The organism is Acidithiobacillus albertensis (assembly GCF_001931655.1).
GTDB lineage: Bacteria > Pseudomonadota > Gammaproteobacteria > Acidithiobacillales > Acidithiobacillaceae > Acidithiobacillus > Acidithiobacillus thiooxidans.
In genome coordinates this window covers 2,767,550-2,790,354 of record NZ_MOAD01000001.1, presented here as the reverse complement: position 1 = coordinate 2,790,354, position 22,805 = coordinate 2,767,550, and the positions used below count along the sequence as shown (strand labels likewise).

19 protein-coding genes are annotated in these 22,805 nt (G+C 55.8%); 10 read left to right on the top strand and 9 right to left on the bottom strand.

The features are described 5' to 3' along the window. Nucleotides 1-9: 9 nt before the first annotated feature. Nucleotides 10-666 carry a nicotinate-nucleotide adenylyltransferase gene (gene nadD, locus BLW97_RS14325; RefSeq protein WP_024894333.1) on the bottom strand — a complete coding sequence of 219 codons (657 nt, stop codon included), beginning with the start codon at nt 664-666 and terminating at the stop codon, nt 10-12. A gap of 99 nt (nt 667-765) precedes the next feature. Here nadD and BLW97_RS14320 point away from each other — a divergent pair, with 99 nt between their 5' ends. Together BLW97_RS14320 and BLW97_RS14315 are read left to right on the top strand one after the other, a co-directional pair. Further along, entirely contained in the window at nt 766-1,689 is a 924-nt protein-coding gene (locus tag BLW97_RS14320; protein ID WP_242947817.1) for a lysophospholipid acyltransferase family protein, read from the top strand. Nucleotides 1,690-1,797: 108 nt separating this feature from the next. Then, complete coding sequence (locus tag BLW97_RS14315) at nt 1,798-2,250, top strand: Hsp20/alpha crystallin family protein (RefSeq protein ID WP_010640479.1); 453 nt, start codon at nt 1,798-1,800, stop codon at nt 2,248-2,250. A gap of 73 nt (nt 2,251-2,323) precedes the next feature. Here BLW97_RS14315 and mnmE read toward each other — a convergent pair whose 3' ends face one another. From mnmE to rpmH, 5 genes are all read right to left on the bottom strand, one after another. Further along, a complete protein-coding gene (mnmE, locus tag BLW97_RS14310) occupies nt 2,324-3,682 on the bottom strand; it encodes a tRNA uridine-5-carboxymethylaminomethyl(34) synthesis GTPase MnmE (RefSeq protein WP_075323506.1) in 1,359 nt (452 codons plus the stop codon). A 65-nt stretch (nt 3,683-3,747) separates the two neighbouring features. Then, complete coding sequence (gene yidC, locus BLW97_RS14305; protein ID WP_075323505.1) at nt 3,748-5,355, bottom strand: membrane protein insertase YidC; 1,608 nt, start codon at nt 5,353-5,355, stop codon at nt 3,748-3,750. A gap of 14 nt (nt 5,356-5,369) precedes the next feature. Then, nucleotides 5,370-5,585, bottom strand: a complete 216-nt coding sequence (gene yidD, locus BLW97_RS14300) for a membrane protein insertion efficiency factor YidD (protein WP_010640496.1) — start codon at nt 5,583-5,585, stop codon at nt 5,370-5,372. After that, entirely contained in the window at nt 5,582-5,932 is a 351-nt protein-coding gene (gene rnpA / locus BLW97_RS14295) for a ribonuclease P protein component (RefSeq protein WP_075323504.1), read from the bottom strand. Before rnpA ends, yidD begins: the two co-directional genes overlap by 4 nt. 4 nt (nt 5,933-5,936) lie before the next feature. Then, nucleotides 5,937-6,071, bottom strand: coding sequence for a 50S ribosomal protein L34 (gene rpmH / locus BLW97_RS14290; RefSeq protein WP_024894327.1), 135 nt, complete (start codon nt 6,069-6,071; stop codon nt 5,937-5,939). A gap of 217 nt (nt 6,072-6,288) precedes the next feature. On the opposite strand from rpmH, the gene BLW97_RS14285 reads away from it, so the two are divergent. From BLW97_RS14285 to BLW97_RS14265, 5 genes are all read left to right on the top strand, one after another. Further along, nucleotides 6,289-9,069 (top strand): type I restriction endonuclease subunit R, encoded by a 2,781-nt coding sequence (locus BLW97_RS14285; protein WP_075323503.1) that lies wholly within the window; start codon nt 6,289-6,291, stop codon nt 9,067-9,069. Next, nucleotides 9,066-10,625, top strand: coding sequence for a restriction endonuclease subunit S (locus tag BLW97_RS14280; protein WP_075323502.1), 1,560 nt, complete (start codon nt 9,066-9,068; stop codon nt 10,623-10,625). The genes BLW97_RS14285 and BLW97_RS14280 overlap by 4 nt, the downstream gene beginning before the upstream one ends. A 64-nt stretch (nt 10,626-10,689) precedes the next feature. After that, the gene (locus BLW97_RS14275; protein WP_075323501.1) at nt 10,690-11,877 is read left to right on the top strand and encodes an AAA family ATPase; all 1,188 of its coding nucleotides are present in this window, start codon (nt 10,690-10,692) and stop codon (nt 11,875-11,877) included. Beyond that, on the top strand, nt 11,870-12,571 hold the full coding sequence (locus BLW97_RS14270) for a hypothetical protein (RefSeq protein ID WP_075323500.1): 702 nt from the start codon (nt 11,870-11,872) through the stop codon (nt 12,569-12,571). The genes BLW97_RS14275 and BLW97_RS14270 overlap by 8 nt, the downstream gene beginning before the upstream one ends. Next, a complete protein-coding gene (locus BLW97_RS14265; RefSeq protein WP_075323499.1) occupies nt 12,568-14,022 on the top strand; it encodes a class I SAM-dependent DNA methyltransferase in 1,455 nt (484 codons plus the stop codon). The genes BLW97_RS14270 and BLW97_RS14265 overlap by 4 nt, the downstream gene beginning before the upstream one ends. Before the next feature lie 34 nt (nt 14,023-14,056). Here the strand turns inward: BLW97_RS14265 and ettA are convergent, their stop codons facing one another. Further along, nucleotides 14,057-15,724, bottom strand: a complete 1,668-nt coding sequence (gene ettA, locus BLW97_RS14260; RefSeq protein WP_024894322.1) for an energy-dependent translational throttle protein EttA — start codon at nt 15,722-15,724, stop codon at nt 14,057-14,059. Nucleotides 15,725-15,972: 248 nt separating this feature from the next. Between ettA and BLW97_RS14255 the strand changes: the two genes are divergently transcribed. From BLW97_RS14255 to BLW97_RS14245, 3 genes are all read left to right on the top strand, one after another. After that, entirely contained in the window at nt 15,973-16,743 is a 771-nt protein-coding gene (locus BLW97_RS14255) for a PilZ domain-containing protein (protein WP_024894321.1), read from the top strand. Between the two features lie 217 nt (nt 16,744-16,960). Next, nucleotides 16,961-17,191 (top strand): hypothetical protein, encoded by a 231-nt coding sequence (locus BLW97_RS14250; RefSeq protein WP_010640965.1) that lies wholly within the window; start codon nt 16,961-16,963, stop codon nt 17,189-17,191. Beyond that, nucleotides 17,184-19,856, top strand: a complete 2,673-nt coding sequence (locus tag BLW97_RS14245) for an EAL domain-containing protein (RefSeq protein WP_075323498.1) — start codon at nt 17,184-17,186, stop codon at nt 19,854-19,856. The genes BLW97_RS14250 and BLW97_RS14245 overlap by 8 nt, the downstream gene beginning before the upstream one ends. On the opposite strand, the gene BLW97_RS14240 is transcribed toward BLW97_RS14245, so the two are convergent. Together BLW97_RS14240 and dhaL are read right to left on the bottom strand one after the other, a co-directional pair. Further along, entirely contained in the window at nt 19,853-22,192 is a 2,340-nt protein-coding gene (locus BLW97_RS14240) for a phosphoenolpyruvate--protein phosphotransferase (protein WP_077218439.1), read from the bottom strand. The two genes, BLW97_RS14245 and BLW97_RS14240, sit on opposite strands and share 4 nt — an antisense overlap. Nucleotides 22,193-22,198: 6 nt before the next feature. Beyond that, complete coding sequence (gene dhaL, locus BLW97_RS14235; protein ID WP_075323497.1) at nt 22,199-22,798, bottom strand: dihydroxyacetone kinase subunit DhaL; 600 nt, start codon at nt 22,796-22,798, stop codon at nt 22,199-22,201. Between the last annotated feature and the right edge of the window lie 7 nt (nt 22,799-22,805).

Genomic DNA, 22,805 nt, shown 5'->3' with positions numbered 1-22,805 from the left:
TGTGTCGAATTACGGGCTTTGGTAGAGCCCCTTGCTCTCAATATAATCCAATACTTCGTCGGGTAACAGGAAGCGCGGACTTTGGCCGTTGGCCAACAGGCTGCGAATACTGGTCGCGGAGATTTCCAGTGCGGTGATGGTCTGAAAAAAAATGAAGCCGGCGGGTTGTTGGTGGAGCTGGTGGATATCGTCGCAACGCCGTTGATAGAGGGTCTGCCGCAAGGCTTCGGGGAGTTCGGCAGCTGGCCAGCCCGGTCGTCCGGTGACGATAAGGTGGGTTAATTCCAGAATCTGTTGCCAGTCGCGCCAGGTATCAAAACGCAAAAAGGCATCCATGCCAATGACCATGGCCAGCAAGGCATCCGGGCGTTCCAGACGCAGGGTGCGGAGGGTGTCCACGGTATAGGACGGCCCCTCACGTCCCACCTCTCGATCACTGACGACAAAACGGGGGTGGTGGGCGACGGCAATGCGGGCCATGGCCAGACGATGTTGGGCGGCAGCCCAGGGACTTTTACGATGCGGCGGGTGACCTGCAGGAATCAGCATCACCTCGGCAGTCTTGAGGGCCTGACGGACTTCCTCTACGGCGCGCAGATGCCCGTAGTGGATGGGATCGAAAGTCCCCCCCAGAATAACCAGATCATTGTTGGTGGAAATCTTCATACCCCGAATATAACGAAGGGTGGAGGTGGGGGGAAGACAGCGACAAAAGACCGGTCCCGCGTTTATGATGTGCGCTTTGCGGAACAGATCAGGAATCAGGTGACTAAATCATCAGTCGAATCCTCCAGGGCAAGCCCCGGACAGCGGTTGCAGGTGTGGTTGATTGTCGCCCTGCTGCGTGGTGCAGCCGTTTTGCCGGGTTCATGGCGGGCGGCGTTGGGTTCCGCGCTCGGCGATGTCGCCCGGCGGATTATGCGGCGACCCCGCCAGGTGGTGGACGCAAATCTGGCCATTGCTTTTCCCGATCTTTCTTTGGTGCAGCGCCACGATTTGCAACGCCAGCATTTTCGCACATTGGGCCAGGCGGCTTTGGAACTGGGACCCCTGTGGTTCTGGCCCCTGCCCCGGGCTTTGCGGCTGATTCGTGAGGTGCGCGGTGTGGAACAGGTGGATGCTGCGCTGGCAGAAGGACGCGGTGTCATTTTGTTTACCGCCCACCTGGGGGCCTGGGAAGCGGCCGTACAATATATTGGTCATCGCTGGCCGGTGACGGTGCTGTATATGGACACCCGCAACCCGGCGTTAAATGCATTGATGGCTGCAGGTCGGGGACGCAGTGGCGCACGGTTGACGTCCAAGGAAGAGGGCATTCGTCCTCTTTTGCATACTTTGCAGCAGCATCAGGTGGTGGGTATTTTGCCGGACCAGAATGTGGATCCCCGGGAAGGAGACTATGCCCCTTTTTTTGGGCGACCCGCCTGTACCACTCCTTTGCTGGGGCGGCTGGCCCTGCGCCGGCAGAGCCCGGTATTCGGTCTGTTTGCCTACCGTCTGCCCCGTGGTCAGGGATTTCGACTGGAGTTTGTGCCCATGCCCGAAAATTTTCCTGCGGGTGCAGCGGTGGCAGACGCCACGGCCATGAATACCGTGCTGGAAACTGCCATTCGCAAGGCCCCGGAACAATACTGGTGGGTGCATCGTCGTTTCAAGGATCAGCCGGAGGGCTGGGATTATCCATACTGAATTATTTCTTCAACAATATTTCTCTCAGGGCTTGAAAATGGTTTTTCGCAGCCCCATTAACTGGAGCATGGTGATTAGGTCACCGGGATGAATTAAGGAGATTATTCCATGGTTGATGAAAAGAATTCTTCAGTACAGTCGGTGCGTTCGGTGGATCCGGTAGAGCAGTTTTTTGATTCCCTTTTGCCCGGCGTTTTTCGTCCGGTAAATAACGGTAATCAGAATGGTTCAGTGCGCGCACATATTGCTCATATTGATGTCCTGGACCGGGATAACGAAATAGTCATTCGCGCCGAAGTACCCGGTATGGATAAGGAAAAGCTGGATGTCCAGGTTCATGGTAACCAGGTATATATCAGCGGCAGCAAGGAAGAAAACAATACGGAAGAAGAAGGTAAGTACATTTATCGTGAACGCCGTTATGGTGATTTTTCACGGACGGTACAGTTGCCTGTTGATGTGGATGCCAGCCAGAGTAAGGCAGCCTATAAAGATGGCGTTCTGGAGCTGGTCTTACCCAAGGCGGAATCTGCCAAAAGACGGAAAATCAGCGTCGAATGAGGTTTAGCAATAGTTGAAAAAATAAAAGGGCTGGAGGGTTATCCAGCCCTTTTTATATTATGAAGATCTGCGTTTATTTACCGATACAGAAGCGCGAAAAAATCTCTCCGAGAATATCTTCCACATCAATTTTTCCGGTAATTTGCGCCAGGGCATTGGCCGCTTCCCGCAGCGCCTGAGCCAGCAGTTCCGGGGAGGCTGCGCTATGGTGCATGTGCACGGCCTCTGCCACTTTTTCGGTCGTGTCGGCCAGTGCCTCCACGTGGCGTTGCCGGGCACTGAACACACAGGCGCTGTTTTCCATACCCATCTGCAGCATGATTTCTGCTTTCAGGGCATCCAAACCATTTCCGACCAGCGCAGAAATGGCCAGGCAGGCTTCGTGGGCCGGTGCTTTGGGGAGGCGGGTTACCAGATCCTGCTTGTTCCAGATAATTAATCTGGGTATGGATGGCAGGGCATCGAGAATGGCCTGGTCTTCTGCTTGCCAGCCAGCGTGGGCGTCCGCAACCAGCAATATCAGCTGGGCACTTTGCAAAATCTGCCGCGCCCGGGAAATACCTTCTGCCTCAACCAGATCCTGAGATTCCCTGAGACCTGCCGTATCAATGAGTTCTACGGGCAGGCCGTCGAGCAGGATTTCCTCGCGCAGCAGGTCACGGGTAGTTCCGGGAACCGGTGTAACAATGGCCGCATCCCGTTGGGCCAGCGCATTCATCAGGCTGGATTTGCCAACATTGGGGCGACCGGCAAGAATGACGCGACCACCCCGGGCGAGACGGGCACCTTGCCGGGCTTGCTGTTGCAAGTGAAGCAGCTGCTTCTGCAAGGTTTCGAGACCATGATGAACAGCGCTGTCGTGCGCAGTGCCGAGGTCTTCCTCGCTGAAATCCAGCCCGGCCTCCACCAGGGCAAGAAGTTGTAATAATTGCCCATAGATGGCGTCGACAGCCTTGGAAAAAGCGCCTTCGAGACTTGCCGAAGCGGCACGTACCTGCGCTTCGCTGCGCGCATGAATGAGGTCTGCCACGGCTTCCGCCTGGGCCAGATCCAGACGGCCATGGAGAAAAGCGCGTTCGGTAAACTCACCTGCCCGCGCTGCACGGGCGCCATAAGCGACCGATTCTTGCATTAAGGCGGCCAGTGCCAGAGGACTCCCATGTCCCTGTAATTCGACCACGTCTTCACCGGTATAGCTATGCGGTGCCGGGAAATAAAGGGTAATACCGTGATCTATGCCCTGGCCATCGCGGCCGTAAAAACGCCGGAAATGGGCATATCGGGCGGGCCAGTTCGGGCTTTCCGGGGCCAGTCCGCAGAGGGCCTTGGCAATGCGTAGGGCGGCTGGACCAGAGAGGCGCAAAATGCCGACGCCCCCCTCTCCGGGCGGCGTCGCAATGGCGACGATGGTATCTCCCTGCTGATAGCGCATCTATAAGAACCTCGCCACGATTCAGGAACCGATGAGACAACCCGGCTGCGAAAAGCCGTGCCGCCCTAGTCTTTGGCGGCCATGATGTGTCGGGTGATCAGATATTGCTGACCAATGGAAACGACGTTGTTGGTCAACCAGTAGAGTACCAGACCTGCCGGGAAAAAAGAGAAAAACACCGCAAAAATGACCGGCAGAGCCGACATGATTTTTTTCTGCATTGGATCGACGGGCGCAGGGTTGAGACGCTGCTGAAAAAACATGGAAATGCCCATGAGCAGCGGCAGGATGTAATAAGGATCGGGCACCGCCAGATCATGAATCCAGAGGATGAAGGGCGCCTGGCGGAGTGATACGCTTTCTACCAGAACCCAGTAAAGGGCAATGAAAAAAGGCATTTGCAGAAGAATGGGCAAACAGCCCGCCATCGGATTGACCTTTTCCGTACGGTAGAGCTCCATCATGGCCGCGCCCAGTTTCTGCTTATCATCACCACATTCTTTTTTCAGTTTTTCCAGTTTGGGCTGAAGCTTGCGCATGTTGGCCATGGACCGGTAACTGATGGCCGAGGGATAGAAAAATATCGCCTTGATGACAATAACCAAAAGGATAATGGCCAGACCCCAGTTGCCAACCAGACCATGAAACCATTTGAGTACCAGGTGCATGGGTTCGGCAATAATGGCAAACCAGCCATAATCCACCGTCTGCTCCAGACCCCGACCCAGTGCCGCCAGGCGACTTTGCTGTTTGGGACCCAGAAAAATCTGCTGGGTAATGGTGGTACTCTGCCCCGGAGCCAGGGTGGGTAGAGGCGTATTTACCCCCGCCACATAATTACTGCCGGAGGGTCGGGCATAAACCTGCACATGCTGCGCCTGTTCGGCGGGCAGAACGGCCGCGAGAAAATAATGGTCCATCATTCCGGCCCAGCCAGGCCCTGCTTCCGTGTGGGGGTGGTCACGCATGTCGCCAAAACTGACTTCACTGAAGTTTCCGCCATGCATCAGTACGGCGCCCGTAAAAATGGACATGAACATGTGACTTTCGGCGCGATCATTGCGCAGAATCTGATCAAAGTAGCTGCCGTTCCAGGGCTGGGTTCCGCTGTTGGTTACCTGGATGTGTTCTTCAGCAAGATAGCTATCGGGCTGGAAAACCCAGGTTTTGGTGATCGTCAAAGGTCCGGCCTTGCCCTTCAGGACGATCGGGCTGTTCGTATCCGAAGAGGGCTTCTCTTCTGCGAACTGGGGAATGAGTAATTGTCCGTCGCTTCCCAAAAACCCGCTTTGTTGGGTCGTCAGTTTGGCGGAGCTTGTGTCCAGAATAGGGTAAGGAGCAGGATTATCGGTGGCTACGGGGTAGGCACGCAGGCCAAGATTCTGGATATCTCCACCATGCAGGCCGATATGACCGGTAAATACCTTGGTGCTGAAAGGCACGGAGGGACCGCGCGCCGGAGCCATGGCCTGACTGACGGCTGCAGGTATTGTCATGGTACTGGGTGAAACCGTCGGGGCGGTGACGGGAGCGGCCCTGGGAGTGACCGCTTTGCTGACGGTGCTGGTTGCGGGCGTCACGGGTTTCGGCGCATTTTGCGCCTGCCAGGCCTGAAACAACAGAAAAAAAACCACGGCAAGTGCAATGACAAGAAAAGTTTTCTGATTTTCCATGGAGCCCCAGAGTATTAAGGAACGGGATCAACACCGCCCGCGTGCCAGGGATGGCAGCGGCCGATGCGTTTGATACCCAGCCACGAACCCTTGGCGATGCCATAGCGTTCAATGGCCTGACAGGTATATTCGGAGCAGGTCGGATAAAAGCGGCAATGATGGCCCAGCAAGGGACTGATGGCATATTGATAGGTACGAACCGCCAGCACGGCTGCGCGGCGCGCGCTCATGCTTTCTCCAGCAGTTGCCGGAAATAACCACCCATAACGCGCATACTGAGTTGTCTGGCCCCATTCCGGGCAACCACCATGACATCCTGTCCTGCCGAGCGCGTTTGCTGCAGGCGAAAGGCCTCGCGCAGACGACGTTTGACCCGGTTACGAATGACGGCGTTACCTACCTTGCGGCTCACGGCCAAACCCAGCCGGGGATGAGAAACAGTATTGGGGAGGGTATACATGACCAACTCGGGAAAAACTTTTTTGCGCCCTTGTTTAATGGTGCGCTGAATCAACGCTTTCTGACGGAGGCGATCCTCGCGGGTAAAGCGATGAGGATGCGCCTGCGCCGGATGCATAAACTTACGGACAGAGACGCTGACGGCCCTTGGCGCGCCGACGTTTCAGAACAAGACGCCCGGACTTGGTCGCCATGCGGGCACGAAAGCCGTGAGTCCGCTTGCGATGGGTAATGCTGGGTTGAAAAGTACGCTTCATTGGAACACTTCCTGCGGGTAAATCCTAAGGGCTGAGAAGATAAGGAGATGCTGTCCGAAAGTCAAGGTGTCGAACTCAACCAAATCCATTTAAGATGCTGCCGAACTCTAAGCACTTTAATGCTGGCTAACGTGGCATCACATTGATATGTTTTACAACGATCCGCATTCAACCAGAAGTTGGGCACTAGACCTTAAAAGGCAAACAGCTAAATTCAATGACTCCAGAAACTAAGGCACGTCAACAGATCGACCAGAAGCTGGAGCAGGCCGGTTGGGTGATCCAAGACGTGAAGCAGATCAACCTCGGCGCAGCGGTGGGTGTCGCCGTGCGCGAATACCCTACCGATACCGGCCCTGCGGATTACGTGCTGTTCGTCAACCGTAATGCCGTGGGCGTCATCGAGGCCAAAAAAGACAGCGCGGGTGAAAATATCACTGTCACCGAAAAGCAAACCGAGCGCTATGCCACCGCCGCCCTCAAATGGCGCAAGGACAACACCCCGCTGCGTTTTTTGATTGAGGCTACCGGCCAGATCATCCGCTTCACCGACAACGCCGACCCCGCGCCACGTTCTCGGGAAATTTTCCATTTTTTCAAGCCAGAAACGTTCGCCGCATGGTTGGGTCAGCCGGAAACCCTGCGCCGCCGCCTGGCCGAGCGCATGCCCGTCTTGCCCGAACGCAACCTGCGCGATTGCCAGATCAGCGCCGTCACCGGACTGGAGCAATCGCTGGCGCTGAACAAGCCCCGCGCCTTGGTGCACATGGCCACCGGCGCGGGCAAAACCTTCACCGCCATCACCGCCGTGTATCGGTTGCTCAAGTTTGGCGGCGCCAAGCGCATCCTGTTTCTGGTGGACACCCGCAACCTCGGCAAACAGGCGCATCAGGAATTCATGGCCTACACGCCGCCGGACGACGGCCGCAAGTTCACCGAGCTGTACAACGTGCAGCGTCTCAGCAGCCCCAGCATCGACCCGCACGCGCAGGTGTGCATCAGCACCATCCAGCGTATGTATTCCATCCTCAGCGGCGAACCGATCGACGAATCCGCCGAAGACCTGTCGCTCAACGAGGTGCAGCAGACGGCGGCGCAGCAAAAGCTGGTGCGCTACAACCCCGCCGTGCCAGTGGAAACCTTCGACTTCATCGTCATCGACGAATGCCACCGCAGCATCTACAACCTGTGGAAGCAGGTGCTCGACTACTTCGACGCCAGCCTCATCGGGCTCACTGCCACGCCGGACAAGCGCACCTTCGGCTTTTTCAACGAGAACATCGTCGCCGAATACACCTACGAGCAGTCCGTGGCCGATGGCGTCAACGTCGGCTATGACGTGTACGAGATCGAAACCGACATCACCCAAAAGGGCGCCGAGCTGAAGGCCAAAGAATGGGTGGACCACCGCGACCGCGCCACGCGCAAAAAGCGCTGGAGCGAAACCGAGGAAGACACCGCCTATACCGGCAAGGAACTCGACCGCTCGGTGGTCAACGTCAGCCAGATTCGTCAGGTCATCCAGGCGATGAAAATCGCCGTGGAAACGCAGATTTTCCCCAACCGCCGCGAGACGCCCAAAACCCTCATCTTCGCCAAGACCGACAGCCACGCCGACGACATCATCAACATCCTGCGCGAGGTTTACGGTCAGGGCAACGCCTTCTGCAAAAAGGTGACCTACCGTGCCGAAGAAGACGCCGACAGCATCCTCAGCAGCTTTCGCAACGACTATAATCCGCGCATCGCTGTCACCGTGGACATGATCGCCACCGGCACCGATGTCAAACCCTTGGAAGTACTGCTGTTCATGCGCGATGTGCGCAGCAAGGGCTACTACGAACAGATGAAAGGCCGTGGCGTGCGCAGCCTCGACGGCGACAGTCTCAAGCGCGTCAGCAACAGCGCGGACGGCGCCAAAGCCCGCTTCGTGCTGATCGACGCCGTGGGCGTGGAGAAGTCGCTGAAAACCGAAAGCCGCCCACTGGAGAAAAAGCCCGGCGTGGCGCTCAAAGACCTGCTGCAAGGCGTGGCCATGGGCAGCCGCGACGACGACACCGTGCTCAGCCTCGCCAACCGCCTCGTGCGCCTGGCCAAGCAGCTCGACGACAAGGCGCAGGCGCGCATCGAACAAGCCAGCGGCGGCATTTCCGTGGCCGCCCTCGGCAAAGGGTTGATCGCTGCGCTCGACCCCGACGCCATCGTGCAAACTGCGCTGGCCAACGCCGAAGCCCAAGGCATCACCCGCAGCGAAGACACCCTGCTGCCCGCAGAAATCGACGCCGCCCGCGCCCAGCGCGTGGCCGCCGCCTGCGCCCCCTTCGACCGCCCCGAACTCCGCGACGCCATCGACAACGCCCGCCGCGAGCGCGAGCAGCTCATCGACCACATCAACCTCGATCAAGTCACCTTCTCCGGCTTTTCCGAGCAGGCCGAAGGCGAAGCCCGCGCGGTCATTCAACGCTTTGCCGACTACATCCGGCAGCACAAGGACGAAATCGCCGCGCTCGATTTTTTCTACCAGCAGCCCTACCAGCGCCGCGCCCTCACCTTCGCCATGATCGAAGACCTGCACGAGTGCCTGAGCAAGCCGCCGCTGATGCTCACCACCGAACGCCTGTGGAGCGCCTACGCCCGCGTGCAGGCCGGGCAAGTGAAAGGCAGCGAGTCCCGCCGCCAGCTCACCGACCTCATCAGCCTGGTGCGCTTTGCCCTGGGGCTGGACGGCGAACTCAAACCCTTCGCCGACGAGGTGGACAAGCGCTTCCAGACCTGGATCTTCCGCCACAACGCCCAGCGCGCCACTGCCTTCACGCCCGAACAGACCGACTGGTTGCGCCTGATGAAAGACCACATCGCCAGCAGCTGCAGCATCGCCCGCGACGACTTTGATTACGCCGAACTGGCCGACAAGGGCGGGCTGCAGCGCGTGTGGCAGGTGTTTGGCACCGAACTGGATGGACTGATGGACGAGATGAATCGGGAGTTGGTGGCGTGAGTGAGTTGCCGCATGGATGGGTAACTGCCCGCTTGCCTGACCTTGTGGGACAGCAGGGCGTCTTCGTCGATGGCGACTGGGTCGAAAGCAAAGACCAAGATCCTCACGGAGAGGTTCGACTTGTTCAGTTAGCTGACATCGGTGATGGCCGATTTCTCAACAAGTCCAATCGCTATTTGACGCAGGTGAAAGCGACGGAATTAGGCTGCACCTTCCTTGAAAAAGGCGATGTACTGATCGCTCGTATGCCTGATCCATTGGGTCGTGCATGCATTTTTCCGGGCGACAAGAAGCGCGCAGTTACGGTTGTCGATGTGTGTGTGGTTCGTGGCAAGGGCGAAGGCTTTGACCATGCTTGGTTGATGCACTTCGTCAACTCAGCACCCTTTCGAGAGAGCATTCATTCACTACAGAGCGGGTCAACCAGAAAGCGTATCTCGCGGGGAAATCTGAGCACTCTTGAGTTGCCCGTTCCGCCCCGCAAAGAACAAACCCGCATCGTCGAAAAACTCGAAGAGCTGCTCTCCGACCTCGATGCGGGGGTGGCCGAACTCAAGGCCGCGCAGAAGAAGCTGGCGCAATACCGCCAGTCGCTGCTCAAGGCCGCCGTGGAAGGCACGCTCACCGCCGAGTGGCGGCAACAGCACCCGCCTGCCGAGACGGGTGCGCAACTGCTGCAACGCATCCTCACCCAACGCCGCGCCCGCTGGGAAGCCAAGCAGCTCGCCAAGCTCAAGCAGCAAGGCAAGACCCCGCCCAAAGACTGGCAAAAGAAATACCCCGAGCCGGTGCAGCCCGACACCAGCGGTTTGCCGGAACTGCCGCAGGAGTGGGTGTGGGCGAGTGGCGAGCAGTTGTGCGAGTTCATCACCAAGGGAACAACCCCGCCTAAGGGCTTGGATGCAGGGAAAGCACAGACAATCCCCTTTCTGCGCGTCACTAACCTTACCGACGAGGGGCGCTTGGACTTAACCGACAGGGTGTATGTGTCGGAAGAAACGCACACGGGCTTTCTGGCTCGCTCGGTGGTCTACCCCAAAGATGTGTTGATGAATATCGTTGGACCGCCGCTTGGGCAAGTGTCTGTCGTTCCGAACACATTTCCCGAGTGGAATATCAATCAGGCAATTGCCATCTTTAGGGCCGTGGACGGAGTCATGCCTGAGTTTGTCTGCGCCCATCTACTGTCACCCATCGCACAGCAATGGCTCAAGGCAAAAGCCAAGACGACCGCTGGTCAAACGAACCTCACCTTGGAGGTATGTCGAGCCCTTCCATTTCCATTCCCGCCACAGAATGAGCATCAATCGTTAGTGCTGCATCTGGAGGAGACTCTGGCTGTTATTAGCGTTCAGGCGGAAGCCATTGAAATTGCCCTCAAACAATCCGCCGCCCAACGCCAGAACATCCTCCGCGCCGCCTTTGCTGGCCAACTCGTCCCGCAAGACCCGGCCGACGAACCCGCCAGCGTGCTGCTGGCTCGCATCCGCGCCGAGCGGGCGGAGCGTGATACATTGAAAACGCCACGTAGAAGCAAGGCGAAGGAGCCAGCGTGAATACAAATTTTGATGGGTATATTTTTTACACAACAAAGACTCAGCTGCCATTCGGAGGAATTCTATGATCCGCAGCGTTCAGATTGATGGTTTCAAATCCATCGTGTCGCAAACCATAGAACTGGGGCGGGTGAACTGTTTTATCGGTGCCAATGGGGTGGGGAAAAGTAATATCCTGGAGGCAATTGGTGTGCTCGGCGCGGCCGCTAGCGGCAAAGTGGACGATGAATCCCTGCTGCGTCGCGGGGTTCGCCCAGGTGTACCCCGGCTCTACAAGACTTCATTTGAATCGGCGAGCGTCCCAGTGCATATCGGTTTGAGTGCGGAAAGTGGTAGCAACGCCAATACGGCCAGCTATCGGGTTTCGCTGCTGAACCCGCTGGATAATCCGGAGCCCGCTTGGTCGTTCAAAACTGAGCGACTGACCAGCGGGAATGATGAAATTGTCTCCGATGGCGTGCGTAACAGGCGCAACCTGACGCCCACAGCAGGATTAGCTGCGTTGAAACTGGTGGAGGTGCCGACCGACAGTCCAGCTGCCGAATTGATGCAGCGGCTGCAGAACTTCTCAATTTACTCGCCTAATACGCCGACCTTGCGGGCGATGGTGAGCGATCCGCAATCGCGCAATCCAGTGGGACTGGCGGGCGGACGCTTGGCCGAGGGATTTGCCGAGTTTCGTAAGTCGGTGCTCGACAGTGACGATGAGTTATTGGATAGCGTCTTCGAGCTGGTGGATTGGGTCGCCGATATTCAAACCACTTCATCTGCCGGATCACTCTTGTCGCCCTCTGTGGCACGCACCAAGGAGGTGCTGAAGTTCACCGACCGATTCATGCGCAAAAGTCGCAATACTTTGACGGCTTATGATGCGAGTGAGGGGGCGCTATATGTGTTGTTCTGCGCCATTCTGTGCCTGTCGCCCCATGCCCCCAAATTGTTTGCTATCGATAATCTGGATCAGGCATTGAACCCCCGGCTGGTTGGGCGTTTGACGGCCAAGCTTTCCGGTTGGTTGGCGCGAGGCGATGCGCAGAGGCAATTGTTGTTCACCGCGCACAATCCAGCCGTGCTCGACGGTTTGGATTTGACTGACTCAGAAATCAGATTGTTTGCAGTGGAGCGTAACAGTGAGGGGTACACGGTCGTGCGCCGAATTGAAATCAGCGTCGAATTGCAGGCGATGAATAAGCAATATCCTTTATCACGATTGTGGCTGATGGGTAATTTGGGGGCCATGCCGAATGTCTGATCCCCGAATTGCGCTGGTGGCGGAAGGATCAACCGACTTCATCGTGATTGAGGCGGCGCTAAAAGCCATTTTGCAACGCCCCATTGTGCTCAATCAGTTACAGCCGGAACCAACAAGGCCAGAAATGGGCGGTGGCTGGTGCGGCGTTTTCAAATGGTGTCAAGAGTTTCGCCAGCGCGGTGCGGCGCACATCGAATCTGACCCAACCCTGAGCAATTTTGATCTCGTGATGGTGCATTTGGATGCAGATGTGGCCGACAAAAGCTATGCGGATTGTGGAGATGCCGTTGTGCAGGCGGCACTCGCGCTTCAACCATTGCCCTGCGCTCAGCCTTGTCCTCCACCCTCAGATACTGTGCTTGCACTGGAGGCTGTGCTGCGGAGTTGGCTGGGCATTTCAGCGACTGGGTCGAAGAGCTTGTTTTGCATTCCCTCGAAAGCTACCGAAGCTTGGCTTGCTGCAGCTACACTTCCGGCGAATCACGCGTTGCTGACTGGACTGGAGTGCAATCTGCATCTTGAAACTCAGCTTGCCCAGTTACCCCGTGGGCAGAGAATCCGCAAGAGTGTTCGCCAATACAGAAAGCTGGCTGGAGTAGTAACAGCGCAGTGGACACAAGTTATATCCCATTGCTCGCAAGCTGCGTTGTTTGATCAACGAGTCCAGTCTATTGCACAGGCCTTTCTACCATGAACACCTCCACACTTGTCCAGAAAGTCTGGAACTTCTGCCACACCCTGCGCGATGACGGGGTGGGCTATGGCGATTACCTCGAACAGCTCACCTACCTGCTGTTCCTGAAGCTGGCGCACGAGTACGCGCAAGAGCCTTATAACCGCGACACGCAGATTCCGCCGGGGTTCGACTGGGCTAGCCTGCGCGGCAAGACGGGTGAGCCGCTGGAGGCGCATTACCTCGCCACCCTGCACAAGCTGGGGCTGGAGCCGGGTATGTTGGGTGCGATCTTTTTCAAGGCGCAAAACAAGATTCAGGACCCGGCCAAGCTGTCGCGCCTGGTGCAGATGATCGACGCGGAAAATTGGATCAGCCTGGACACCGACACCAAGGGCGACCTGTACGAAGGGCTGCTGCAAAAGAATGCGGAAGACACCAAAAGCGGCGCGGGGCAGTATTTCACGCCGCGCGCGCTGATCGAGGCGATGGTGACCTGCGTGCGCCCCGAGCCGATGAAGACCATTGCCGACCCGGCCTGTGGCACCGGCGGTTTTTTTCTGGGTGCCTACAACTGGCTGACGCGCCCGGGCGCGCAACTGAACAAGGCGCAAAAGGAGTTTCTGCGCGACCAGACCTTTCACGGCAACGAGATCGTGCCCAATACGCGCCGCATGTGCCTGATGAACCTGTTCTTGCACAGCATTGGCGAGCTGGATGGCGAGCCGCTGGTGGCGCGTTCCGATGCGCTGATTACCGAGCCGAGCGCCAAGGTGGACTATGTGCTGGCTAATCCGCCCTTCGGCAAGAAGAGCAGCATGACCATTACCAACGAGGAGGGCGAGGAGGACCGCGACGCACTGACCTACGAGCGCCAGGATTTCTGGGAAACCACCTCGAACAAGCAGCTCAATTTTTTGCAGCACATCGTCAGCATGCTGAAGCTGGACGGCAAGGCCGCCGTGGTGCTGCCCGACAATGTGCTGTTCGAGGGCGGTGCGGGCGAAAAAATCCGCCGCAAGCTGCTGGAAACCTGTGATGTGCACACCATCCTGCGCCTGCCGACGGGCATTTTTTACGCGCAGGGCGTAAAGGCCAACGTGGTGTTTTTCGACGCCAAACCCAAGGACGGTAAGGTACATACCCAGGGCGTGTGGTTCTACGACCTGCGCACCAACAAGCATTTCACCCTGAAAACCCGCACCTTGAAGCTGGAAGATTTGCAGGATTTCATCGCCTGCTATCATCCAGAAAACCGACACGCGCGCGTTGCCACCGAACGGTTTAGATTTTTCAGCTACGAAGACTTGATGGCCCGCGACAAGGCCAGCCTGGACATTTTCTGGTTGAAGGACGACAGCCTGGACGACCTGGCCGAACTGCCACCGCCGGATGTATTGCAGCAGGAGATCATCGACCATCTGGAAGCCGCATTGGCTTCGTTCCGGGATGTGGCCCTCAAACTTCGCTGAGAAGCTTGTATGCGCTTTGGGTCTAGCCTGCCATTCAGCGAACAATCGGCTTGAAGCGCAAGCGATGGGGTTTGGCCCCCTCTTCACCTAGGCGACGCTTTTTGTCGGCTTCGTATTCATGGTAGTTGCCGGCAAAAAATTCGACATGACCATCGCCCTCAAAGGCGATGATATGGGTGGCGATGCGATCCAGAAACCAGCGATCATGAGAAATGACCAGGACGCTACCGGCAAATTCCAGCAGGGCATCTTCCAGGGCCCGCAAGGTTTCCACATCCAGATCATTAGACGGTTCGTCCAGCAGCAGCACGTTACCACCGGCAATCAGCGTTTTCGCAAGATGCAGGCGACCGCGCTCCCCACCCGACAACTGGCCCACCAGTTTCTGCTGGTCGTTCCCCTTGAAATTGAAGCGACCACAATAGGCGCGGGACTGGATCTCGAATTTACCAACGGTGAGAATATCCAGGCCTCCCGAAATTTCTTCCCAGACATTGTTTTTGGCTGCCAGGGCATCGCGGGACTGATCCACGTAAGCCAGTTTGACGGTAGCGCCGATGCTTACTTCACCGCTGTCGGCCTGTTCCTGACCGATGATCATCCGGAAAAAAGTGGATTTGCCGGCGCCATTCGGACCAATCACGCCGACGATGGCACCCGGAGGAATCTTGAAGCTGAGATTCTCAAACAGGAGCTTGTCGCCGAAGCCTTTGCTGACCTCCTTGAATTCAATGACTTCATTACCCAGTCGCTCGGCAACGGGAATGAAAATTTCCGAAGTTTCATTGCGCGTCTGGTATTCGTAGGAGCTGAGTTCTTCAAAGCGGGCCAGGCGCGCCTTGCTCTTGCTTTGCCGGCCCTTGGCATTCTGACGCACCCATTCCAGTTCCTGTTGCATGGCTTTGAGGCGCGAAGCTTCGCTGCGTGCTTCCTGTTCCAGACGTTTTTCTTTCTGCTCCAGCCAGGCTGAGTAATTACCTTTATAGGGAAAGCCACGGCCGCGATCCAGCTCCAGAATCCATTCGGCAGCGTTGTCCAGGAAATAGCGGTCATGGGTGACCGCCACCACGGTCCCGCTGAAGCGCTGCAGATACTGTTCCAGCCAATCGACTGACTCGGCATCCAGATGGTTGGTGGGCTCGTCGAGGAGAAGCATGTCGGGACGGCTGATCAGCAGGCGGCACAGGGCAATACGGCGCTTTTCCCCACCGGAAAGCGGGCCCACCAACGCATCCCAGGGGGCCAGGCGCAAAGCATCAGCGGCTACTTCCATCTGCAGTTCTGCCTGGTGCCCGTCACTGGCGGCGACAATGGCTTCCAGTCGTCCCTGCTCGGCGGCCAGGGCATCAAAATCGGCGTCCGGTTCGGCATAAGCGGCATAGACAGCTTCGAGCTGTTGCTGCGCATCGATGATTTCGCCGAGTCCTTCCTCCACCACCTGACGCACGGTCTTGTTGGGATCTACATCGGGCTCCTGAGGCAGATAGCCAATTTTCAGGTCCGGCATGGGCAGGGCTTCGCCCTCAAACTCCCGATCCACGCCGGCCATGATTTTCATCAAGGTGGATTTCCCCGAGCCATTCAGCCCCAAAACCCCGATTTTCGCGCCGGGGAAAAAAGACAGAGAGATGTCTTTGAGCAGCGCACGCTTGGGCGGTACGGTTTTACTCAGGTGATTCATGGTAAATACATATTGGGCCATGGCGGGTTCCATCCGGGAGCGTGGTGGGTTGATTGCGGGGCAGTGTAGCGCAGACCAGGGAACTTGTGGACACCCCCAGACAGGTTGCTTTAGCCGGGGTGTTTGTTCCTTTATGACATTAGGTGTAACATTTTTGATAAGAAAGTGTCTAGAATTTTTAAGCGTAAATTTTCATTGAATTTTTCTGGATTGCCCTGGTGTTTGCTCATCCGGATCATGGGGCCTATCCATTTATTTCTGGAGGGTATATGGGACTGACTTCTGACGATACGGAGTTGGGTATGATGCTGCCGCTGAGAAGCGGGCTCAGTATTGCAGAATATCAGCAAACTCTAGTGGAGGAGTTTGGTGAAGCTGTCTTTGAAAATATTCCGGCGATGCTCTGTTCTGAGCGGTCTGCGGAGGGGCTGGGAGACGCCGTAATTTTTTCGGCTGACAGTAATGATTCTGGCGCACACTTTTATTTTGATGGCTGTGAATCGGAGAGTCTGCTTTTCCGCTTGAAGGGTGTCCTGGCTCGGGAAGACTATAAGAAAGCCCTGATTTTTGTTGAATTGGGTGACTTTATTTTTATGTTTTTTTCGGATCTGAAATACTTGTTTGAAGGTCGCTATTATTTTGATGTGCCGCGTATGATCTACCGCAGAGCCTCGCGCAGAGCCAAACGGGTACGACTGGAAGGCGCTATTACCTTACGCAAGGCGGGTGGTGCTGAGATGGTGGGACAACTGCACGATTTCAGTCCCAGCGGTGCCAGCTTTTATGCGCCCAGAGATTCATACAAGCCCGGTGATAATGTGCTTGCTGAGTTTACCATTGCGGACTGCGGAACCTGTGAAACGGTGGTTACGGTTGTTCGCGTTCAAGAAGAAGGGGCTCCAGCAGGTCAATGTTTGGTCGGAATCCGGATGTCTCTCACCCGCGATCAAAAAAAACGTGCCGAGCACTTGTATTTATGTAAAAAGGCCGAGGAAATTCAGAAGCGACCGGAATACTCCAGAAACACACGCATTTTTTAATAAAAAATTTTGAGTGCTTAATATTTTCTGAGAATTCTTTAAATATCTTATTAAGAAAATAATGTATTATTATGTGTCGTTGTTACTTATCGTTACATTTTTGATATATAAGAAAAACCTTGGGTTCTCTGTTTGCTCTTCCCTCCCAGAAGCTGTATCATTTTCGTTACAAGTCCAGGCTGGTTTTCTGGAAAAAATATAATAGTCATCAGAATAAATGAGTGAGGTTGAAGTAAAATTTATGTCTACTATAAAACCTGATAATGATCAGATCGGGCAAAAAGCGGCGGTAATAAAACAAGTGGCACTCTCAGAGTGGGCATGGGTAATGCTCAAGGAGCTGAGTGTTTTCTATGGGGTAAGCCCGACGGAAACACTGGAAAGCCTGGTGCTGGATGCGGTTCTGTCTAAACAGGGGAGTTGTACGGCTTTTTGCAGCGATGAATAGCTCCCTTAAAAGGCCAGATAGTCTGGTCAGTTTTTTGGGACTGGATAGTGAAGATTTCACTTTACTAGACCAGTATTGGGGTTTATTTGCCCAAAGTGCAGAACAGCTGGCCCGGGATTTTTATAACTATCTGTTTTCACATCCGGCTACCGCCGCAGCTTTCAGAAACTTTTCAGAAGCACAAATTGAAGCCCTGGTTCAGCGTCAGGCAGAGCATGGATATGGTCTTCTGAACAACCAACTGAACCCATCCTGGCAGATTGCCATGCAGCAACTGGGTGCCAAGCATCACCATTTAGGCATTGATCCTGCCTGGCTGGCCGGTGGCTACACCATCTACTGGCGGCATTGGCAGCCGATTTTGGAAAAGCACGTCCCAACCGAACACCATTCGCGTCTGGGACAAATCCTCATTAGCCTGCTGATGGGTGACTTGATGAGTCAGTTAAGCGGCTACGCCCGGGCAGCGCGGGAAACGGATGGTGAGCGAAGCGCCGTTTTTGATGTATTGCTCGATACCCTGGCAAGCACCCGTATTGAAAAAGATACGGATAACACCAGTCTTTTACAGGTGTTATGTGAGCGCTTGCCGCGTAAAAGTCGTTATATCACCCTGGCTGGCTATTTTCTGTGCTCCAGTAGAGTCAATGATCTATTGACTCTGGAAGCTTCGGCCGGTTTGCGCTTGTCCATGCCCTATCTCCCTTATTCTGCAGAAGATCCCTGTTGGCAGGCCTTGCAACAAAACCAGGTCCTGGTTTACTCAAGTGATGATCCTGCAGCACCGGAGTGGATCCGGAAATTGCGACCCCGCGTTCAGGAGATGGTGTTTCTGCCCTTTTCGTCGGGTGACTTGCAAGGTTTAGGTTTTATTGGCGCTCGGGCAAAAGGATATTTCAACAGAATCGGGTCAGATTATTTTGAGGCGTTTGCCCATCTCGGCGAGATCGTTTTGCAATTACGTAATCGCATGCTCCGGGATCCCTTGACTCAGGTACCCAACCGCCTTTTATTTATGGATCGCTTGGAAATCGCCCGCCGGCAGGCCAGTCGAGAGGAGACTTTACTGGGGGTGGTGCTGCTGGATCTGGATGGTTTCAAGCCGGTTAATGACCGTTTTGGACATGGTGCCGGTGATCGTTTGCTGCTTTCTGTCACCCAGCGGATTCGGCAATGTTTGCGTTCTGGCGATACCTTGGGAAGGTTGGGAGGGGACGAATTCGGGCTGCTTTTTCCGTCGCTGAGTTCCACAGACGACCTGGACTTCATTTGTGGCCGGATTTTGGAAACCGTGCGTACGCCCGTGGAAATCGATGGCGAGTGGATTCATGTGAGTGCCAGTCTGGGCGTGACGTTATATCCTCTGGATGAAGTATCCGTAGAAACCCTTCTGGCGCATGCGGATATGGCATTATATGCGGCAAAAAAACAGGGAGGGGATCAGCTCAGCCTGTATAGTCTGACTCTGGATGAGGCCGCACAAAATGCGGCCAATATGCGGCTGCTGCTCGAAAGGGGACTTAAAAATCATCAGTTGCTGTTGTATTACCAGCCAATCGTCAACAGTTTTGGTGGCGTATCGGGGGTTGAGTCTTTACTTCGGATTCTTGATCCTGAACGGGGTTTGCTGGGTCCCGCAGCTTTCTGGGCCGGTCTGGATCATCATCGCTATGCCCGGGATGTGGGTATTTTTGTGATGGATGCTGCCTTTCGGCAAGGGCAAATCTGGCAGCAACAAGGACTTGCCTTGCGCGTTTCCGTTAATATCAGTGCCCATCATTTACTGGATGCACGTTTCCTGGACGATCTGGAAAAAGCTCTACGAAAATATCCCGATTTACCTGCTGAGCAGATCGAAATCGAAATTACCGAATCGGCACCACTGAACGATCTGCTGCATGCTCAGGAGCGTCTGGCTGCCTGCAATGATCTGGGAGTACGGGTGGCGCTGGATGACTTTGGAACGGGGAACGCTTCATTGACCTATCTTCAGCAGCTCCCCGCCCAGTCCGTCAAGCTGGATCAAAGCTTTGTCCGCGACATGATCAACGACCCCAAGGACCTGGCTATTGTAGCAGCCGTTATTACTGCCAGTCGTATGTTGGGTCTGGATGTGATAGCGGAAGGGGTGGAAACAGAAGCCCATGCTAAATTATTGGCGAAAATGGGTTGCGGTCACTTGCAGGGATATTTGTTTGCCAAGCCCATGCCCGGAGAAGATATTCCCCTCTGGTTGCGGCAGTTCAAGAATCTGAATTTGAGTGTGCTCAGCCATGCTTCCATTGATATTTTGCCGACTTTGCTGGAAGGTCATGGACAACGGACCGAGAATTTTCTGCTGGCCATGCGCGAGCAAAAATCCATCCCGCAACATGTATTGGAACAGGATGCCGAAGAAAAATGCCATCTGGGTCGCTGGCTTAAGGGGGACGGATCTCTGCGTTTTGGCGAACAGTCCGAGTTTTTACAGATTTTGCAGCGCCATGAAAAAATACATCATCTGGCACGCCAGGCAAAACTGGCGCTGGATAACGGAGATGTAGCCAATGCTCTTTATCTGGGCTCCGTTCTTGAATGTGAAAACAACAAAATGATTAAGGAGTTGCGTAATCTGGTCTATGACGAAGAGAGTGCGTTGAGTTGTAGCCATGGTACTCAGCATTAAGTGCCAGAGACGCGCTTGTACACGTTACTGAGTCGCAGCGGCGCCATCGACAAGCGGCGGATGCCGCAATCCACCAGCAAAGGGGCAATTTGTGGATCCCCGGCGGCTTCTCCGCAAATCGAAACCGGGGCATGACTGTCCTGGACCATTTTCCGGCATAACTCAAGGACCGCCGGGTGTGCGGCATTACCCAAGGTCTGAAGTAATGCATTACTGCGATCGCTGGCCAGTGTGTATTGAGTAAGATCATTACTGCCAATGGACACAAAATCCGACAGACCATTGAACTGCTTCATGCACAGCGCGACCGCCGGAACTTCTGCCATGATCCCGAGCGGCACGGGCCAGCGATGCGCCAGACCTGCAGCCTCCAGTTGCTGATGCGCCTGCTCCAGAATCATTCGGGCACTGCGTAATTCTTCCGGGTTGGTGACCATAGGCAGCATGATACGGAGATTGTGATCCCGGCCGGCACGCAGCATGGCCCGCAGTTGCAGGGCAAAAATGTCGGGATACGCGAGCAGAGCGCGCAATCCTCGTCTGCCGAGGGCGGGATTGGCTTCGGCACCCAAGGCCATAAAGGTCAATGGCTTATCCGCTCCGGCATCGAGCGCTCGCACCACAATAGGCAGACCCTGCATGGGGGCCATGACCTGTCGCAGGAACTGACACTGGCTTTCTTCATCTGGAAGTGTTTGCTGATCGAGAAAAAAGAACTCGGTACGCAGCAAACCAATACCCGTAGCACCAAGGCGCCTGGCCGCAGCTGCTTCCGCAGTGCTGGCCACGTTTGCCCAAAGCTCCAGCGTGCTGCCATCGCTCAGGGTGATTTGGCCGTAAGAACCCGCTGAATTCTGGTCCTGATGCATTTGTTCCCGATCATGCAAGGTTTCGAGAATCCGGGCGTCGGGGTCGGGCCATAATTCGCCAGTTTTTCCATCCATGGCCACATATTGAGTGTTCGCAAAAATAACGGGGTCCGCGTTGATGACGTAGGGAATACCAGAGCCACGCAAGAGAATGGCGGCATGCGAGTTTGCGCTGCCATGTCGATCTATCACGCCAAGAACCTGTTCGGGGTCGAAGCGTAAGGCTACGGAAGGAAGTAGTTCATTGACCAATAAAATAGCGGGTGGCCCCTGCCAGGGCTGCAAATCTGCGGTCACTCCCAAGGCCTGGAGAACCCGATTACCCAAATCCCGTAAATCTGCAGACCGGGCGCGGAGTATGGGGTCACTGAGGGCGTCGATTTGGGAAGCGGCCTGCGAAATACTTTGTGCCCAGGCAGAGGCGGCATCCAGATGCTCGTTCTGGATCAGGGAGGTGGTTTTTTTCAGCAGAGCAGGATCACTCAAGAGCACATTTTGAGCCTCCAAAATAGGGTGATCGCTGAGTTGTCGCCGCACTTTAGCGACGGCCTCAAGAAATGTGTGAAGGGCTTCTGCACAGTCATCGCAATAGGACCGGGGAACTGTCGTCAGGAGCTCATCATGGATGATGAGGGGTCCTTGGGCGAAGCCGGGAGCCGCCCCCTGAGAGTGCTTTGTGGCTTCATTTTCAACAGGGACTGGCATTTTTGCAGGAGGATGCAGATCTTCCTGCAGGCAGGCTGCTGCCCTGTCCAGGAATGCATCGGCATCCGGCCCTGAAGTCTGGAGATAAATTTCATCTCCCTGGCGCAGGTCCAGTCCCAGAATGGCGGTCAGACTGGAAGCGGAAACCCGATTATCCGGGTGTTTTGCTGCTGCTATGAAGCTGGGCGTGCTGCGGGCGAGGGCGAGTTTTGCCAATGCGGCTGCCGGGCGCAGATGCAAGCCAGCGGGATCTGCCAAGTACAAACTGAGCTGATGTTCCGGCGAGTCAGCTGGTATTTGCGGATTTTCTTTGGCCGTTGCGTTATCGGGAGCCAATTGTTGTTGTTTCATGCGCAGCCCGTTTTCGGCTTCCTGACGCACCTCGGACAGAGCGGCGCCGCCGCTGGCGGCCATGGCAGCGGCCATGGCGCCCTCCACAAAGGGGCCGCTACTCATCAGGACCCGCGCCCTGACCGGTTCTGACAGGAGTCCCAAGGCGGTTTCTGTACTCAACAGCGCACTACCCATGTCCATGAGTACCAGGGTTCCCATGGGATCATCCAGCGATTCAATGGCGGCCAGAATCTGCAAAGCATCTGTGCCCAGATCTGCTCCCTCATCACCCGCCCCTGCTGCAATGGCCATCCGTACGTTGGAACCGGTGACCTGACGAATGAGGGTTTCTGTGGCCATGGCCAGGGCACGACTGTGCGAAACCAGAACAAGGCCGACGGTATTCATTCTGGATTCGGCAGTGCTCATGGCGGCTTAGAGCTTTGCCAGACAGTCAAAAAGCAGGCTCGCAGACGTGGCTCCCGGGTCGGCATGGCCGATGGCGCGTTCGCCCAGATAGCTGGCCCGGCCTTTGTGGGCGATCATGGGAATCGTTGCATCCCGACCTTCCCGGGCTTTTTGTGCAGCCATTTCCAATCCGGCCTGGTGGTTCAGGGCGCTGACGGCGGGACTGAGGGCATCGACCATGGTTTTGTCTCCCAGTTCGGCCTTGCCGAGTCTCTGGATGCCAGCCAGTCCGGCCTGCAGACAAAGAGCCAGCCCGGCATCGTCCAGCTGAAGCTGATCCCCGGCAGTCTTGGCGGCCTCGAGGAAAAAGGTTCCATACAGCGGCCCTGAAGCACCGCCTACGGAACTGATCAGGGTCATGCCTACCAGTTTCAACAAAGCTGCGGGGGTTGCTGGCTTCTCTGCCTGCAACTTTTCGACGACCTTGGCAAAGCCACGGGCAAGATTGCTGCCGTGATCACCGTCACCAATGGCTGCGTCCAGCGCATTGAGCTCGGCAAGTTGCGCTTTGAATTGATGCTCTGCGCAGACAATCCACTGATTCAGTGCATTGAGGCTATATTCCATGTTAAGG

What these genes read in the sequence shown, in the direction of transcription:
- nadD (WP_024894333.1), bottom strand. Translation starts at nt 666, where the DNA reads ATGAAGATTTCCACCAACAATGATCTGGTTATTCTGGGGGGGACTTTC.
- BLW97_RS14315 (WP_010640479.1), top strand. Translation starts at nt 1,798, where the DNA reads ATGGTTGATGAAAAGAATTCTTCAGTACAGTCGGTGCGTTCGGTGGAT.
- mnmE (WP_075323506.1), bottom strand. Translation starts at nt 3,682, where the DNA reads ATGCGCTATCAGCAGGGAGATACCATCGTCGCCATTGCGACGCCGCCC.
- yidC (WP_075323505.1), bottom strand. Translation starts at nt 5,355, where the DNA reads ATGGAAAATCAGAAAACTTTTCTTGTCATTGCACTTGCCGTGGTTTTT.
- yidD (WP_010640496.1), bottom strand. Translation starts at nt 5,585, where the DNA reads ATGAGCGCGCGCCGCGCAGCCGTGCTGGCGGTTCGTACCTATCAATAT.
- rnpA (WP_075323504.1), bottom strand. Translation starts at nt 5,932, where the DNA reads ATGCATCCGGCGCAGGCGCATCCTCATCGCTTTACCCGCGAGGATCGC.
- rpmH (WP_024894327.1), bottom strand. Translation starts at nt 6,071, where the DNA reads ATGAAGCGTACTTTTCAACCCAGCATTACCCATCGCAAGCGGACTCAC.
- BLW97_RS14285 (WP_075323503.1), top strand. Translation starts at nt 6,289, where the DNA reads ATGACTCCAGAAACTAAGGCACGTCAACAGATCGACCAGAAGCTGGAG.
- BLW97_RS14275 (WP_075323501.1), top strand. Translation starts at nt 10,690, where the DNA reads ATGATCCGCAGCGTTCAGATTGATGGTTTCAAATCCATCGTGTCGCAA.
- BLW97_RS14270 (WP_075323500.1), top strand. Translation starts at nt 11,870, where the DNA reads ATGTCTGATCCCCGAATTGCGCTGGTGGCGGAAGGATCAACCGACTTC.
- BLW97_RS14265 (WP_075323499.1), top strand. Translation starts at nt 12,568, where the DNA reads ATGAACACCTCCACACTTGTCCAGAAAGTCTGGAACTTCTGCCACACC.
- ettA (WP_024894322.1), bottom strand. Translation starts at nt 15,724, where the DNA reads ATGGCCCAATATGTATTTACCATGAATCACCTGAGTAAAACCGTACCG.
- BLW97_RS14255 (WP_024894321.1), top strand. Translation starts at nt 15,973, where the DNA reads ATGGGACTGACTTCTGACGATACGGAGTTGGGTATGATGCTGCCGCTG.
- BLW97_RS14250 (WP_010640965.1), top strand. Translation starts at nt 16,961, where the DNA reads ATGAGTGAGGTTGAAGTAAAATTTATGTCTACTATAAAACCTGATAAT.
- BLW97_RS14245 (WP_075323498.1), top strand. Translation starts at nt 17,184, where the DNA reads ATGAATAGCTCCCTTAAAAGGCCAGATAGTCTGGTCAGTTTTTTGGGA.
- BLW97_RS14240 (WP_077218439.1), bottom strand. Translation starts at nt 22,192, where the DNA reads ATGAGCACTGCCGAATCCAGAATGAATACCGTCGGCCTTGTTCTGGTT.
- dhaL (WP_075323497.1), bottom strand. Translation starts at nt 22,798, where the DNA reads ATGGAATATAGCCTCAATGCACTGAATCAGTGGATTGTCTGCGCAGAG.